This window comes from Paraburkholderia sp. SG-MS1, assembly GCF_012275575.1.
Lineage (GTDB): Bacteria > Pseudomonadota > Gammaproteobacteria > Burkholderiales > Burkholderiaceae > Paraburkholderia.
Map to the genome: position 1 here is coordinate 19,088 of NZ_NPIH01000208.1, position 15,080 is coordinate 34,167.

Annotated in this window: 10 protein-coding genes and 2 pseudogenes; 7 read left to right on the plus strand and 5 right to left on the minus strand. The window is 59.7% G+C overall.

What is annotated here, in order from left to right:
* Positions 1–271: 271 nt before the first annotated feature.
* Together CIC12_RS16765 and CIC12_RS16770 are read right to left on the minus strand one after the other, a co-directional pair.
* Positions 272–1,246, minus strand: coding sequence for a ParB/RepB/Spo0J family partition protein (locus tag CIC12_RS16765; protein ID WP_168665214.1), 975 nt, complete (start codon positions 1,244–1,246; stop codon positions 272–274).
* Positions 1,243–2,454: a ParA family protein gene (locus CIC12_RS16770; protein WP_168665215.1), complete on the minus strand. Its 1,212-nt coding sequence runs from the start codon at positions 2,452–2,454 to the stop codon at positions 1,243–1,245. The genes CIC12_RS16765 and CIC12_RS16770 overlap by 4 nt, the downstream gene beginning before the upstream one ends.
* A gap of 1,056 nt (positions 2,455–3,510) precedes the next feature.
* Here CIC12_RS16770 and CIC12_RS16775 point away from each other — a divergent pair.
* Positions 3,511–4,914, plus strand: a complete 1,404-nt coding sequence (locus CIC12_RS16775) for a replication initiation protein (protein ID WP_174772079.1) — start codon at positions 3,511–3,513, stop codon at positions 4,912–4,914.
* Positions 4,915–5,059: 145 nt separating this feature from the next.
* Here the strand turns inward: CIC12_RS16775 and CIC12_RS16780 are convergent.
* From CIC12_RS16780 to CIC12_RS16790, 3 genes and pseudogenes are all read right to left on the minus strand, one after another.
* Positions 5,060–6,557: pseudogene (locus CIC12_RS16780) on the minus strand (GntP family permease).
* A gap of 2 nt (positions 6,558–6,559) precedes the next feature.
* Complete coding sequence (locus CIC12_RS16785; protein WP_174772078.1) at positions 6,560–7,603, minus strand: patatin-like phospholipase family protein; 1,044 nt, start codon at positions 7,601–7,603, stop codon at positions 6,560–6,562.
* A gap of 553 nt (positions 7,604–8,156) precedes the next feature.
* Positions 8,157–8,870, minus strand: a pseudogene (locus CIC12_RS16790) (hypothetical protein); the annotation flags it as partial.
* Between the two features lie 163 nt (positions 8,871–9,033).
* Here CIC12_RS16790 and CIC12_RS16795 point away from each other — a divergent pair.
* The 6 genes from CIC12_RS16795 to CIC12_RS16815 form a co-directional block, all read left to right on the plus strand.
* Positions 9,034–9,405 (plus strand): GFA family protein, encoded by a 372-nt coding sequence (locus CIC12_RS16795; RefSeq protein WP_168665217.1) that lies wholly within the window; start codon positions 9,034–9,036, stop codon positions 9,403–9,405.
* A complete protein-coding gene (locus CIC12_RS33650; protein ID WP_274597560.1) occupies positions 9,402–9,524 on the plus strand; it encodes a hypothetical protein in 123 nt (40 codons plus the stop codon). The genes CIC12_RS16795 and CIC12_RS33650 overlap by 4 nt, the downstream gene beginning before the upstream one ends.
* A gap of 7 nt (positions 9,525–9,531) precedes the next feature.
* Positions 9,532–10,272, plus strand: coding sequence for a response regulator (locus CIC12_RS16800; protein WP_168665218.1), 741 nt, complete (start codon positions 9,532–9,534; stop codon positions 10,270–10,272).
* Complete coding sequence (locus CIC12_RS16805; RefSeq protein WP_168665219.1) at positions 10,269–11,588, plus strand: ATP-binding protein; 1,320 nt, start codon at positions 10,269–10,271, stop codon at positions 11,586–11,588. Before CIC12_RS16800 ends, CIC12_RS16805 begins: the two co-directional genes overlap by 4 nt.
* Before the next feature lie 825 nt (positions 11,589–12,413).
* On the plus strand, positions 12,414–13,838 hold the full coding sequence (locus CIC12_RS16810) for a basic amino acid/polyamine antiporter (protein WP_168665220.1): 1,425 nt from the start codon (positions 12,414–12,416) through the stop codon (positions 13,836–13,838).
* Positions 13,839–13,853: 15 nt separating this feature from the next.
* A partial coding sequence (locus CIC12_RS16815) for an arginine deiminase (protein WP_168665221.1) occupies positions 13,854–15,080 on the plus strand: 1,227 nt, incomplete at its 3' end.

The window sequence follows — 15,080 nt, forward strand, 5'->3', positions numbered from 1 at the left end:
GATAAGATGGGCGCGCGCCACGATGACCTTTCCACGATAGCGAATCTCGCGGAACAGTCTGGCGGACGGCAGGCCGCCGCAGGAACCGTTCCCTGTACAGCCTTGACCTGCTATGCATGCTCCCTTCCGTCAACGGCGTGAGTCGATGCTCTACCCGATCTGAGCCATGTAAAAAGTGTCTAGACTCTAGACAGTCCCTCTCGCAGCAGGAAAGCCCCTTCAAAGAAAAAAGCCCGCAATCCGCGGGCTTTTTTCACAACGCAATCCTCTATCAGCCAGCCTTAGGCTGCGCCTGAAACATCTGGCCGATCAACTCCCGAATCTGTGTTTCTTGCGCCTCGGTAATCACGCCGGCTTTAATTTTCACCGTGAAATTACTGATGTCTTTGGTAATACTGCCCGCGTGTTCCTTTCCAGCAAAGAACTTATCAATGCTGCGCCCACTAGTTCCTTCCGACGTCGCCCGGCGAGTTGCCAGGGCAGTAATCGCCGAAGCGGCCTTACCCTGATCCATCTCACCTTTCAGAACGAGAGGCCAGATCTCCACGGCGGCTTTCATACCGTCTTCGCCATGCTTCTTAACTGCTGCGGCAATTGCCTGAGCCGCGGTTCCCCCCAGCAGGCGCGGCTGAATGTCCAGATCCTTCTTGATGAAATCCGGCAAATTATCGAATGCCAGGAACTGATAAAGCCCCGCACGCGATAAGCCCATCGCTTCGGCCAGCCGTTTGCGATTAGGGAATTCCGTCTCCGACCGGCGAATAGCGACGCCGATTTCGTAATCGGCGAGATCATCGCGGCTGATGTTTTCCACCATCGCCAGTACAGCCATATCTGAATCGGAGCAATCCGCGACGACTGCCTTGATCGTCTCGCTCCCCAACATTTTATGCGCCCGCCACCGACGCTCCCCCGCCACGATCTGATAGTCGTTTTCAACGCGCCGAACTACGATCGGCTGCATGAGTCCAACCTCGCGGATAGACTCGGCGAGTTCCGTCAGTTTGGCCTCGTTGAATACCCGGCGCGGTTGCCAAGGGTTCGGCAAAATTCCTGCTACCGGCAATTGGGACGCAACGCCCGTCGACTCAAGCTCCTGTACCCGAAGTTGCGCAACCGCTAACGCGCCCGCGAGTCCGGGCGCCGTTTGCGTCCGGTTGCTGCGCTTAACCTCGTCTTCATTAATCGACGAGGTCTTACGGATGCCGGACGTCTTCGCCAGCAATTGTTCACGCATATTGCTCATTGCGCGTTCCTCCATTTTTCCGAATAGATTTCGTCCACCCATCGGCAATAATCGACAAGCGGCTGCCGTACACGTTGCAGCGATTTGGACGCACTGTGGGTGCTGCTGATGTCAAACACCGTCGAAAACGCCAGTGCTCCCGTGCTCATTACGGAGCTTGCCGGCACCTCGATCGAATGCAACCAATTTTCGTATGCGCTTTGCGCCCATGCGCGCACGATCGGTGCTGACGAATTTCGCCCATAGTCGACACGCGATAGCATCAACGATACAAAGTCGTACTTCTTGTCCTTCTCGTATTTAATAAAGCTCTTGGAGACGTCCGAGAAAAGTCGCCAGAACGACAGCGAACTGATGAAATCCAGATTCTCCGGCACCATCGGCATCACCATTGCGTCTGCTGCCATCAGTGCATTCAGATTGAGGTACGACAGCGACGGGGACGTGTCCATGAGTATGTAGTCATACTTTTTGCGCAGCGGTTCGAGCCCTTGGCGTAGCACAGTCCAGAAGCGAAATCCCGGCCGCATCTTCTGCATCGCCGGTAGATGAAATTCGGCGCCAATCAGTTCAGTATGCGCGGGAATCACATCAATCCCGTCCCAATATGTCGACTGCACTCGGGCCTCCAAACCGCCCTCGATCTCCTGATCGTAGACGTACGGCAGAACTGTGTCTTCCGGCGTCACGTCTTTTTCGGCGTAGAGTCCGCAGAGTTCAGAAAGAGACGCCTGCGGATCCAGATCAACCACCAGGACCTTACGCCCGCGAAGGGACAGCCCTTGCGCCAGACACATGGTCGTGGTGGTCTTGGCTGACCCGCCCTTGAGCTGCGCGGTGATGATAATTTTCCCATCCGGCTCTTTTAACCGCGTTACGAGAGGCGTCTGATAAATGTCGGAAACCTTCTGAACCCAGATGCGCGCTTCTTCCAGCGTAAAAGTGCGAGTTCGGCCGGTGCCGGCCGCAGTGCCGGGCGGCAACTCGCCGTCGCCTTTGGTGGCGAGATATTGAACCTGGGAGTGGGAGATGTTACACATCTCGGCAATCTCGCCGGTCTTGAAAACTGGAGCCGTCTTTCGCGGACGCGGCGCCAGGATCGTGTCACGGAGTTCGTTCGTGAAAATCGTGACCTTTTCCGCAAACTGGCTGATCTGTTCAAAGTGAACCGTTCGGTCTACGGCAGGAAGTTGGCTCGTTCTGACCATTCTGAGGTTTTTCCATAAAATTCCAGAAAGCTCAGAATACAGGAAATACTTGAAGTTAGCTCTTTAAATCGCTGTTTTTACGTCTACTTTTTAGAATTCTTTGGAAATGGAGCCTCTTTGAGAGCCGCGATGGACGATTTCACATCAAATTAGGCTCGTCTTCGGAGGACAGGCCGCTATTTAAAAAAACGAATATGCACAAATGACCTCACCTTCAAGACACAAATGGAGACTTCAAGGATTCCGCTTGCTCAAAATACCAGCAGAGGGTGAGGTCAGTTGTGCAGTTTTCCCCTTCGAGCAGGGAGCACGCGGGCCCGTCAGCACAATCAACCTCACCTTGAGGGATGCCAGCGACGGTGTCGGTGAGCCACGGGTGCGGCCGCAGACGCTAATTTTTGCAACGCACAATTCACCTCACCCTGCCATTTCCCCACGAAAAAGGGCGGAGTTCCCGTTCGGCCCCCAAACGACAAGCGATCGCACGGACGTCAAACACAACGAACCTCACCATCGCGGTGGCGCGCGTCTGGCAAAGGTAGCAACAGCACAATCAACCTCACCATCTCACGACAGCGCAACACGTCATTTCTGACTGCCGGTTTGTTTGTTTTTTTAAAACATCAACAAGCCAACAAACCCACGAAGAATTTTGATCCTCATTCGATTCAATCACTTAAGCTCAAAAAGGTGAGGTCCGCTGTGTCAAAGGTGAGGTAGGCTGTGCGAAAAGGTGTGGTCGATTGTGCAACAAAGTGAGATTTTTTCCACATCAAGGTGAGGTTAGATGTGCTTCACCCAGCGCCCTGCTCAGAAGGTGAGGTAGGTTGTGCATAGGCTGCATGGCTCCACGCTCGGCCCTGTGGAACAGGGAGTCGAGAGGGAAAGACACGCCGTCCTGGTGAGGTTGGTTGTGTGGTTGGTGAGGTTCTATGTGCGTAATCGGCGAGAACCTCCAATTCATCCTGTGACGCCTCATCGAAGGTGAGGTCCTGTGTGTTGACAGCTCACCACTGCGTGCTACAGTCCCGGGAGCGAAAAAAGTGGATGAAGAACATGGCGTCGGACAATCCGGAAGAGGGCAAATCTAAGGCAACGTCTCGCCAGATGGCGCTCGCGTTGTTCGAGGACATGTTCGATCAGGGATTGCGAATCAATGAAGCCAATCGTGAAATTGGCTATCAGCGCAATGACTTCTTCACTGAAATCGTCAACATGGGCTTGCCGGCGCGGCGCTTTCTCGACGCCGCGTATTTCATCGTTGCGCAGGAGACTGACGAGCGCGATCAATACGACGTCGAGCTGAACTACTTCAAGTGGTTGATGCGCTATGACAGCCGCAACCTCAAGCACTTGCGTACCATCGCCGATGAAGCGCAGAACGCGAAGGTCCGGGTGACCAACACGCCCATGGACCGCGACCCTAACGAGAACGATCTATGGGTCCAGGTGCAACTAATCGGGATGGTCGGTTTTCACCGCGGGCGGATGCGTTTTGACGTGCATCCACGCCTGGTCCCCCACATCCGCGATCCGCAAAAATCGCACTGGCTGAGCCTGCGCATTTCGACTGCGTTCACGCGCAGCCTCGCGCGCGCGATCTATGACAAAGTGCTGCCGCACGTTCCGGCTGGGCGGACGGACTGGATTCAGCTCGATGAGATGCGCAACTGGCCCGGCAGAATGGGCGCGAACGCGGCCATCTTCAAATACTTCAAGCGCGACTGGCTCGAGCCGGCGGTCCGTGAAATCAACGACGTATCGGACATCGAGCTGTCGTACGAGACCCGAACGGCCTCAACGTCATCGAAGAAAATCGACCGCATCCGTTTCCTGCTTAAACGCAAGGACACCGCCGACGCCGTGCTGGCCAGCCTCGCGGATGCGAGTCACCTGTACAAGATTCTCACCGACGAATTCGCGCTGTCCACCAAGCAGTTCAGCGAAATTTCCGAGAACCGCGATGTATGGACCGACGAACGCATCCAGCAGGCGGTCGAATACACGCGATTCAGGGTCCAACGCGGGCAGGTCAAGAAGAGCCCGGCGGGTTACCTGATGCGAGCGCTGCGCGACAACTGGAAGATGTCCGAAGCCGAACGGACGATGGTCGACGTTCAGGCCAAGCTTCTCGCCGACGAAACGCAGGAACAGGTGGCCAAATCCGAGGCGAGAAAGTCGGTGGCGTTCAGCGTTGCCTCGCGCGAAGAGGAAGTGCGCGCCCGGATGAACGAGGACTCGCGCAAGGGCCGTGACCACTTCCACGCGGCCGACGCGAAAACGCGCAAGGAACTGATGCACGCGTGGGTGGCATCGCGGGAAGGCAAGCTCATGCTGCGACGAATGAAGCTCGAACCGTCGACGGTGACGGAGGACGCGATCCTGTCGAACACCGAGCTGGTCTGGTACCTCGGGCAGTTTGTTTTCGGGCGGATGAATTCGGCACGCGCTGCGGCCTGACGCGTCGGCAGGCTTCACAGGCTGACGTCGCGCCTGGTTTCAGTTTGTTTGTTGTGTCGCGAGGTGCGGAAAAAGCGCCGGGGTCTTCCAATCGCACAACCAACCTCACCTCACCCGAGTGACACCCAACGCCGCGGGCATCGCCCTAAAACGATCCAACAATCGACCCCAGTACAATCACGACGACCAGCGCCAGCAACGCGCCGAGAATGCCGACGATCACAATGTCGCGATAGCTCTCCCGGTGCGTCGACCCGCACACCGCCAGCAATGTCACTACCGCGCCGTTATGCGGCAGGCTATCGAGCGTACCCGACGAAATCACCGCGACCCGATGCAGCAGGGCAGGGTCGATACCGTGTTGCGCGGCCAGTTGCAGATAGGTGCTGCCAAGCGCATCGAGAGCAATAGTCAGGCCGCCGGATGCCGAGCCCGTCAGCGCCGCAAGCAGATTCGTCGCGACCGCCAGCGACACGAGCGGACCACCGCCCACACCAAGCACCCATTCGCGCACCAGCGCAAACGCGGGCAAGGCGGCGATCACCGCGCCATAGCCGACGAGGCTGCCGACGCTCAGCACCGGCAACACCGACGCATTCGCACCCGCATCGACGGTATCGCGCAACGCCGGCAGGCGACGCCGGTTGAGCACGATCAGCGCGACGATCGCCACCGCGAGCGCCACGCACACGCCCCACACGCCGCCGACCGCCGCTAGCGACGTCTCGCCCCAACGGATATCCGCGAGATAGTCGGCGTCGATGCGCGGCAGCACGATCACGCTCATCACGAAGTTTACGCACACCACCAGCACGAGTGGTGTCATCGCGACGCCGAACGAAGGCAGATCGCCGCTGATGTGCCCGTGCTCGATCTCTTCAGGGTCGAAGCTCTGCGATACGGTGGCGCGCTCACGCACGAGCTTTGCATCGGGCGCGGGCTTCGCCGCCGGCGCCGCGGTGGCCCCGCCGAAGCCGTCGAAACCCTCGTTCGCGGCGCGCGCGCGGGACTGTTGCAGCGACAGCCACCACAACCCGAAGCCCACCATCACGATGCTCGCGATCACGCCCAATCCGGGCGCGGCGAACGGTGTCGTGCCGAAGAACGGCATCGGAATCGCGTTCTGGATCGCGGGCGTGCCCGGCAGCGCGGACATCGTGAAGGTCGACGTGCCGAGCGCAATCGCCGCCGGCATCAGACGACGCGGAATATTGGCGGCCTGGAACAANCGCCATCGGCGCGATCACGAAAAACGCCACGAACAGACTGACGCCGCCGTAGGTCACGAGCGCACCGCCGATCACGACCGCGAGAATCGCCCGGTGCGCGCCGAGCTTTTCCGTCATGAAACTCGCGATCGCCTTGACCGAACCGCTGTCCTCCATCAGCTTGCCGAACAGCGCGCCGAGCAGGAACAGCGGAAAGAACTGCGCGAGAAAGCGCGCGGCGCTGTTCATGAAGGTCTGGGTCCAATGGGCGAGCACGGGCTCACCGGAAATCGCCGCGGCGAGCATCGCGGCAAACGGTGCGAGCAGCAGCACGCTCCAGCCGCGATACGCGAAGCCGATCAACAGTGCGAGACTCGCGAGCATGCCGAACAGGCCGAGGCCCACCGCGAGCGGTGACAGGGTGATGACGTCCATGATCAAACTCCGTCGAGCAATGCGTCGAGATCGAGCGAAGAGCGCACGCCGATCGACTCGGCGTGTTCGGTGAGAAAGGCGTCGGCGGCCCGGCGACCTTCGTCGCGCAGCATCGTCAAAAATGCCCACTCGGCATTGAGCTTCGACGAGTAGCCGAGCTTCGTCATTGCTTCGCTGGCGATTCGGTGGATGCGCATTTCGGCCCAGTGACGTCCTTCGTCACTACCCGCGTCCGCCGCGCGGCGCAGCAGCGCGATCATCCGCAGTTCCTTGAGCAGCGGCGCGTTGAACGCGACTTCATTGAGACGGCTGATGATGTCACGCGCGGTGCGGGGCGTTTCATCCCGTTCGACCGGATTGACCTGGATCAGCAGCGTATCGCTCGACGTGCATTCGCGAACGAGCGGCGTGATGGTCGGATTACCGGCGTAGCCGCCGTCCCAGTAGTCGTCACCGTCGATGTTGACCGCCTGGAAGAGCGTCGGCAGACAGGCCGACGCGAGCAGCACGTCGGCCGACAGGTCGGCGTTGCGAAACACGCGCGCCTGGCCGGTGCGCACCCGGGTCGCCGTGATGAAGAGCTTGATCGGCGCGTCGCGTAAATGGGCGAAGTCGATCGACTCATCGAGGATTTTTTGCAGTGGATTGACGCCGCGCGGATTCATGTCGTAAGGCGAGAACACGCGCGCCGCGAGATCCATCGCGATGAACAGCGGTGAATTGTCGAGCGTCCAGCGACCCATCAGTGCGTCGAACGGGCTGCGCCGGAACGGACTGAAGACCGCCGCATCGGACACGCGTCGCCAGAAAGCTTCGAGCGCGGCGCGCGCGCCGGTCGCACCGTCCAATTGATAGCCGCTCACGAGCACGGCCGCGTTCATTGCGCCTGCCGATGTGCCGGAAATCCCTTCAATCTGTATCCAGGATTCTTCGAGCAGACGGTCGAGGACACCCCATGTGAAGGCGCCATGTGAACCTCCGCCTTGCAAGGCGAGGTCGATACGGGCGGGCGCGTGACGCACTGGTTGATCTTTCGAGGCAGCCAAGACAACTCCGTTGTGAGGAGTGCTCCATGTCGCGAGCTGAAGCCGAATACACGGCGGACAAAGAAAACCGGTGGGGCAGAAACGACAGCAAAAACTGGGAGTGGCGGGCGGCTATTCAATGCAAACGGTGAACGAATAAACCGCTTGGTAAAGAGACCGCGCTGTTAGGAACGTCTGAATTTTGAATGGATGTGCGTATTAGTTAAAGAGCAATACGCGGCAAAACGAACTGGCATACGTTTCGTATTGGAAGGGCCGGCTGCTCAAAAGTCAAGGGTATTCGCCCAGGATGCGCGCGCATGGCAGGTTGCCCGCATCGAGGCGATATTTTGTTCGCTTGCGAGCCGATATTGATTGTGCTCAGTGACGCGAGAGAAAGGGAGGACACAGGCGCGAGCGCAGTCACGACGCGGTCAAAAAAAGGGTGTAGCAAACTCGTGAGGAATGACGCGGAAGCTTACATCTTCATTGACAGATCAGCACGTAAAGCGCGACGGCAACTTGAGCCACACAACATGCAGGCCGAGTTAGTTTGCATCTGATCAGAGGGCAGCAACCCGGGCGCGAGGATCTTCGAGGTCGCCGCAATGTGGAACGTCAGCTCGGGACACAGGCTTGCGACCGTCGGCAGAGTTGCGAAACGAGTGGCCCAAAGGCGTCGTTTTCGATGACCGGCATGCAGTGCCGCCGCGCAATATCGACGAGCGCCATGCGGCGTTCGAGGCTCATCGTGATGACAGCCGGATTCTGCAGATTGGGCACCTTGAAGATCGCCTTCACGCGATGGCGTGGGCACACGGCCTCGACGTCGTCGGTCAACCGGCCGTCGAGATAACTAGGGATGCCAACGATCTCGAACTGGAAAGCCGGTGCCCACGCTTTGAGGCCGTAATAGGTGAGTTGATCGGCGAGGATGACGCCGTCGGTGCCGATCAGACTGTTGATCACCGCATACAGACGGTGCTGCGCGCCGCTTACTGCCGATCACGAGGCCGTGCAACTGCATTTCCTTATACGCCCGCGACACCGTCAACACGTTGATACCGGGTTCGGTCGCCAGTTGCCGCTGCGGCGGAAGCTGGCTGCTGGGCGGATAAACGCCGCTGCGGATCTCGCATGCGCCGCGCATCTTCAACCCGTCATGAGTGACGGCGGGCCGACGCGGCCTCGTGGTTCGTCGATTCAAAGCGGCGTCGCTGGCGTGTCGAGCACGGCGCAGGATAGCTAGCGCCGCGTCCCTCTTTTCGTGTGCGCGTGCTCGCCTCATCGGTCGATCGATGCCGCTTGATGCTGCTTCAGACAACGGTTTCGCGGTCAGAAACAGCGCTTATTGCAATGTTATGTATCGGGCGGACCGGTAGATACACTGCGATACAATCGGTGCGGTGATCCAGGCTATAAAGCAATCGTTGCCAATTACCGAGACCACCATGAGCGCCGATTCGCTGCAAGGCTCCTGCCATTGCGGGGCCGTCCAATTCGAAGTTCGCACCGCGGTCGTTCCCGCCGGACGATGCAACTGCAGCCTGTGCCGGCGCAAGGGCGCGCTGATGACGCCGCTGTTCCCCGCGAGCCAACTGAAAATCGTGAGTGGCGAGGATGCGCTGACGCTTTACCAGTTCAACACGAAGGTGGCGAAGCACTACTTCTGCAAGCACTGCGGCATTTATCCATTTCATCAAACGCGCAAAGACCCACAGCAATGGCGCGTCAATATCGGTTGCCTCGAAGGTGTCGACCCCTATACGCTGGAAGCCGGCGTTGCCGACGGCGCCAGCCTCTCCGTGCTGGAGGACGCGTGAAGCGGTTACTGGCGATCGTCCTGTTCATCGCCGGCGGTTTCGCGACCGAGCTGGCGCATCCGCTGCAATGCACGCTGGTCCAGGCGAGCGGGCTGCAGTTCAAACGCCGTAAGAGATAGTGCCTCGATGGAAACGGCCGACCATGTATTGATCGTCGACGACGACCGCGGTATCCGCGAATTGCTGGCGACTTACCTTGAGAAGAACGGCATGCGCGTGTCGCTCGCGGCCAACGGTCATCAGATGCGCGCCGTGCTCGAGCACGGCGCGCCCGATCTGATCGTGCTCGACCTGATGCTGCCGGGCGAGGACGGTCTCGTGCTGTGCCGCGAACTGCGTGCCGGCAAATTCCGCGCCGTGCCCGTGCTGATGCTCACGGCGCGCAACGAGGAAGCGGACCGGATCGTGGGTCTGGAAATGGGCGCCGACGACTATCTGCCCAAGCCATTCGCCGTGCGCGAACTGCTCGCGCGGATTCGCTCGGTGCTGCGCCGCGCGCGGATGCTGCCGCCTGGCATGGAGGTGACGGAATCGGCGCAAATGCTGCGCTTCGGCGACTGGCGGCTCGATACCACCGCGCGCCATCTGCTCGATGCCGAAGGCACGATGGTCGCGTTGAGCGGCGCCGAATATCGCTTGCTGCGCGTATTCCTCGATCATCCGCAGCGGGTGTTGACGCGCGATCAACTGCTCAATCTGACTCAGGGCCGCCAGGCCGATCAGTTCGACCGTTCGATCGATCTGATGGTGAGCCGTCTGCGTCAACGTTTAAGGGACGTTGCCCGCGAGCCGCGCTACATCAAGACGCTGCGCAGCGAAGGCTACGTATTCTCCGCCGCCGTGACCACCATCGGGGATCCGGAATGATTGCAGCGTCATGGCCGCGCTGGCCCCGCACGCTGTTCGCGCGACTCGCCGTGATCCTGTTCGTCGGACTGGCGCTCGCGCAGACGCTGTCGTTCTGGCTCACGATGACCGAACGCGACCAGACGATGACCAACGTGATGATGGGCTACATCGAACGCGAGGTGGCGAGTTCGGTGGCCCTGCTCGATCATTTGCCGCCTGATGAGCGGGCCCAGTGGTTGCCGCGTCTCGCACGGCGCAGCTACGAGTTCGTTCTCGGGCCCGGCGTGAGCGGCGAGCCAGTCGATGCGAGTCTCTCGGAGCGGGTCGCGCGCTCGATCGATGTCGGCATCGGCAACCGTTATCCGCTGACGGTGAACGCGGTCCCCGGCGACCGCGAACGCCTGCAGGTGCATCTGAAGTTGAGCGACGGCACGCCGCTGACGATCGATATGCGTCCGATGTCAGGCGCGCCATTGTCGCGCTGGCTGCTGCTGGTGCTGCTATTGCAACTGGTGGTGCTCGCCGCGTGCTGCTGGCTCGCGGTGCGGCTCGCGACGCGCCCGCTGCATCAGCTGGCGCTGGCGGCCGACACGCTCGGCCCGGATCTGAAAGCGGACCGTCTGCCGGAAGACGGACCTTCGGAAGTGGCACGTGCCGCGCGCGCGTTCAACGCGATGCAGGACCGGATCGCGACGTACATGACCGAACGCATGCAGATTCTCGCGGCGATCTCACACGACCTGCAAACGCCAATTACGCGCATGCGCTTGCGCGTCGACGTGATGGACGACGACGCACAGGGCGCGAAGCTCAGGCAGGATTTGCAGGAGATGGAGACGCTGGTCAAAGAAGGCGTGACATACGCCCGGACCATGCACGGCACGACCGAGGTGCCGTGCCGCATCGATCCGGATGCGCTATTCGACAGCCTCGTCTTCGATTACCTCGATGCTGGTCAGGACGTATCTCTGGAAGGCCGCTTCGGCATGTCGGTGACAACCCGTCCGCAGGCACTGCGCCGCATCGTCGGCAACCTCGTCGACAATGCATTGAAGTTTGGCGGCGCAGCCGAGATCAGGATCACAGCGGTGCACGATGGGCAGACAACGATCAGTGTGCTCGACCGTGGGCCCGGCATTCCGGCGCAGGCGCTGGAGGCGGTATTCGAGCCGTTCTACCGGGTGGAGACTTCGCGCAATCGCCATACGGGCGGCACGGGGCTCGGTCTTGCCATTGCACGGCAACTCGCGCTGGCGATGGATGCGACGTTGACGTTGCAGAACCGCGCGGGGGGGGGGCTGGAGGCGCGTCTGACGCTGAGGAAGCTGCTTTAGGCGCGCGCCGTTCAGTGGAATGGTGCGGCGCGATCAAGCGCAGGCGGTTTGTCGGCGCAACAACGTCGCGTGATGGATTTTGGCCCGGTATTGCCCGATTTACGTCTTCCCAGTCATCGCCGCTGATAAAAACAGAAAAGGCTCCGGTAAATTCGCACCGCATAAAAGCAATGGTAGAGATCGCGGCCGGCATCCCTGCAGGCCGCTGCGCATCGGCGAAAAGAGACGCCGTGCTGATGTTCGTGCGGTTACACGGCCACGACGTCCGCCTGGAACGGAGCAAGTGTCGCCATGTGCGGTCGCCACGCTTGAGACGCCAACTTCAGCTTACCGTTCGACGCCGATATGATCATCGAGTACGCGAGGACGCGTTCACACTGCAGCAAAGCGACGGTACGCTATAACTCCTCTCCCTATCGAAACCTCATATTGATTGTCGATGATCAACATGTTGATGTCGAGATCGGCCCTTCAGCGACTGTCTTTCTGATTTTCCCTGGGCGAACAAGTCGAGCGAGCTCACAAACAGCCCAGCCGGATTTGTCGAATTAACCAGCATTGAAACGGGCCGCATATAAGCGTCACGCATGTCGATACGCGTGGGTTCTATGCCAAGGTGGATAGCGGGGTAATCTCGTCCACTGCGCGGAGGCGGCCGTAATATTGACTCCCGATCAATTGACAAAATCGTGCCGACGTACCATTCTTTTCATGTGGCGGATGCAGAGTAGTGCGGCCGTGCTGGGCATGATGAAGCTGTGAAATATACGTTACGTTCGAAGCTAATACCACCCTAGTTAGCAAGGTAACTAAAAAGGAATCCGAATGGCGTCCACAGCGCAGAAAATGTCAAAAATGCAGCTCACTGCCATGGTGGTGGGCGGAATGGTCGGAGCGGGGATTTTCTCCTTACCTCGAACTTTTGCAAATGCCACCGGCCCGCTGGGCGCCGTCATTGCGTGGCTGATTGCCGGCACCGGGATGTATATGCTGGCGCGGGTGTTCCAGTCTCTCGCTGAACGAAAGCCTGAACTCGACGCCGGCGTGTTCGCCTACGCCAAAGAGGGCTTCGGCGACTACCCCGGCTTTCTTTCCGCCTTCGGCTACTGGATTGGTAGCTGTATCGGCAACGTTTCCTACTGGGTGCTGATCAAGTCGACGCTGGGGGCCTTCTTCCCGGTATTTGGCGAGGGCAATACGGTCGTGGCGATCGTCGTCGCCTCGATAGGCATATGGCTCTTCCACTTCATGATCCTGAAGGGCGTGCAGCAGGCCGCCTTTATCAACACCGTGGTCACGGTCGCGAAGGTCATCCCGATCCTGGTTTTCATCCTGATCCTGATCTTCGGGTTCAGAATGGAGCTGTTCCGTGTCAATTTCTATGGCGCAGGGCTGGAAGGAGGCATTTTCGAACAGGTGCGGGCGACCATGCTGGTCACGGTGTTCGTCTTCCTCGGCATCGAGGGCGCGAGCGTGTATTCGCGGTACGCGAAAAAGCGCTCCGACGTGGGGGCGGCGACAATCACCGGCTTCATCATCGTCACTACGTTGATGGTGCTTGTGACTTTGCTTCCCTATGCCGTGCTGATGCGTCCCGACGTTGCAGTCATGCGTCAGCCGTCGATGGCGACCGTTCTCGAGGCAGTAGTGGGACCATGGGGTGCGGTCTTCGTCAGTATCGGGCTGCTCGTCTCGGTGTTGGGCGCCTACCTAGCGTGGTCGCTGATCTGCGCCGAGGTGCTGTTTACTGCTGCCAAGACGAAGGACATGCCCTCTGCCTTCGCGAAAGAAAACAAGAACAAGGTTCCCGTGGTCGCGCTGTGGGCGACCAATATCGTCGTGCAGTTGATTGTCATCACCACGTACTGGTCGCGGGACGCGTTTTCGCTGATGCTGAATCTGACCAGTGCGATGGCTCTGATTCCGTTCCTGTTCGTGGCGGGGTATGGGCTGCAATTGACGAAACGCAGGGAAACCTATGACGTCCGGCCAGAGGAACGCAATCGCGATTTCATCATCGCCATCATCGCCACGGTTTATACGGCCTTCCTGCTCTACGCCGGGGGCATCAAATTTATTGTCCTGTCAGCGGTTCTCTATGCGCCGGGAACGGCGCTCTACTTCTGGTGTCGACGCGAGCAGAACGTGCCCGTATTCACCAAAGCGTCCGACTGGATCATTTTCGTTCTCGCGGTTATTGGCGCAGTCGTCGGTATTTACTGGATCGCGACAGGTTACATCACCATTTAACGAATGGAGTTCGTCATGGCGAATACAGATGTGAAAGATGCTGGATTTGGTGTGCACTCGGAAGTCGGACAGCTGCGCAAGGTGATGGTGTGCGCGCCAGGGATGGCCCATCAGCGGCTCACCCCGAGCAACTGCGATGAACTGCTGTTCGACGACGTGCTATGGGTCGAGAACGCCAAGCGCGATCACTTCGACTTCGTCACCAAGATGCGGGACCGCGGTGTAGAAGTGCTGGAAATGCACAACCTGCTGGCGGAAACCGTGGCGGTGCCGGAGGGCAAGAAATGGATTCTCGATAACCAGGTCGTCCCTAATCAGGTGGGACTCGGTTTCATCGACGAGTTGCGCAGCTATCTGGAAGGCCTCGACAATCGCAAGCTCGCCGAGACGCTGATCGGGGGGCTGTCGACTCACGATTTCCCGGAAGCGCACGGCGGCAAGGCGCTGGAAATCGCGCGCGAAGCGGCGGGGACCACCGAGTACCTGCTGCCGCCTCTGCCGAACACACTTTACACGCGCGACACGACCTGCTGGATTTACGGCGGGGTGACGTTGAATCCGTTGTACTGGCCGGCGCGTCATGAGGAAACGATCCTCACGACGTCGATCTACAAGTTCCACCCTGACTTCGCGGGCAAGGTCAACGTGTGGTGGGGCGACCCGACTCAGGACCATGGTCTCGCGACGCTCGAAGGCGGCGACGTGATGCCGATTGGCAAAGGCGTCGTGCTGATCGGCATGAGCGAGCGCACCTCGCGTCAGGCAATCAGCCAGTTGGCGGCGACGCTGTTCCAGAAGGGTGCGGCCGAGCGCGTTATCGTGGCGGCCATGCCGAAGATTCGCGCGGCCATGCACCTCGATACGGTGTTCACGTTCGCCGACCGTGACTGCGTATTGCTCGCGCCAGACTTCATGAACAAGACGCGCACGTTCTCGTACCGCCCGAGCAGCCATCCGAGCGGCGTGGAACTGCATCGTGAGGACAAGCCGTTCGTCGACGTGGTGGCTGAAGCCCTGGGGCTCAAGAAACTGCGCGTGGTGGAGGCGGGCGGCAGCGACTATCAGCGCGAACGCACGCAATGGGACAGCGGTGCGAACCTCGTGTGCGCGTCGCCGGGGGTGGTCTATGCGTACGACCGCAACACTTACACCAACACGCTGCTGCGCAAGCAGGGCATCGAGGTGATCACGATCGTCGGCGCGGAACTCGGGCGCGGTCGTGGCGGTGGCCACTGCATGACC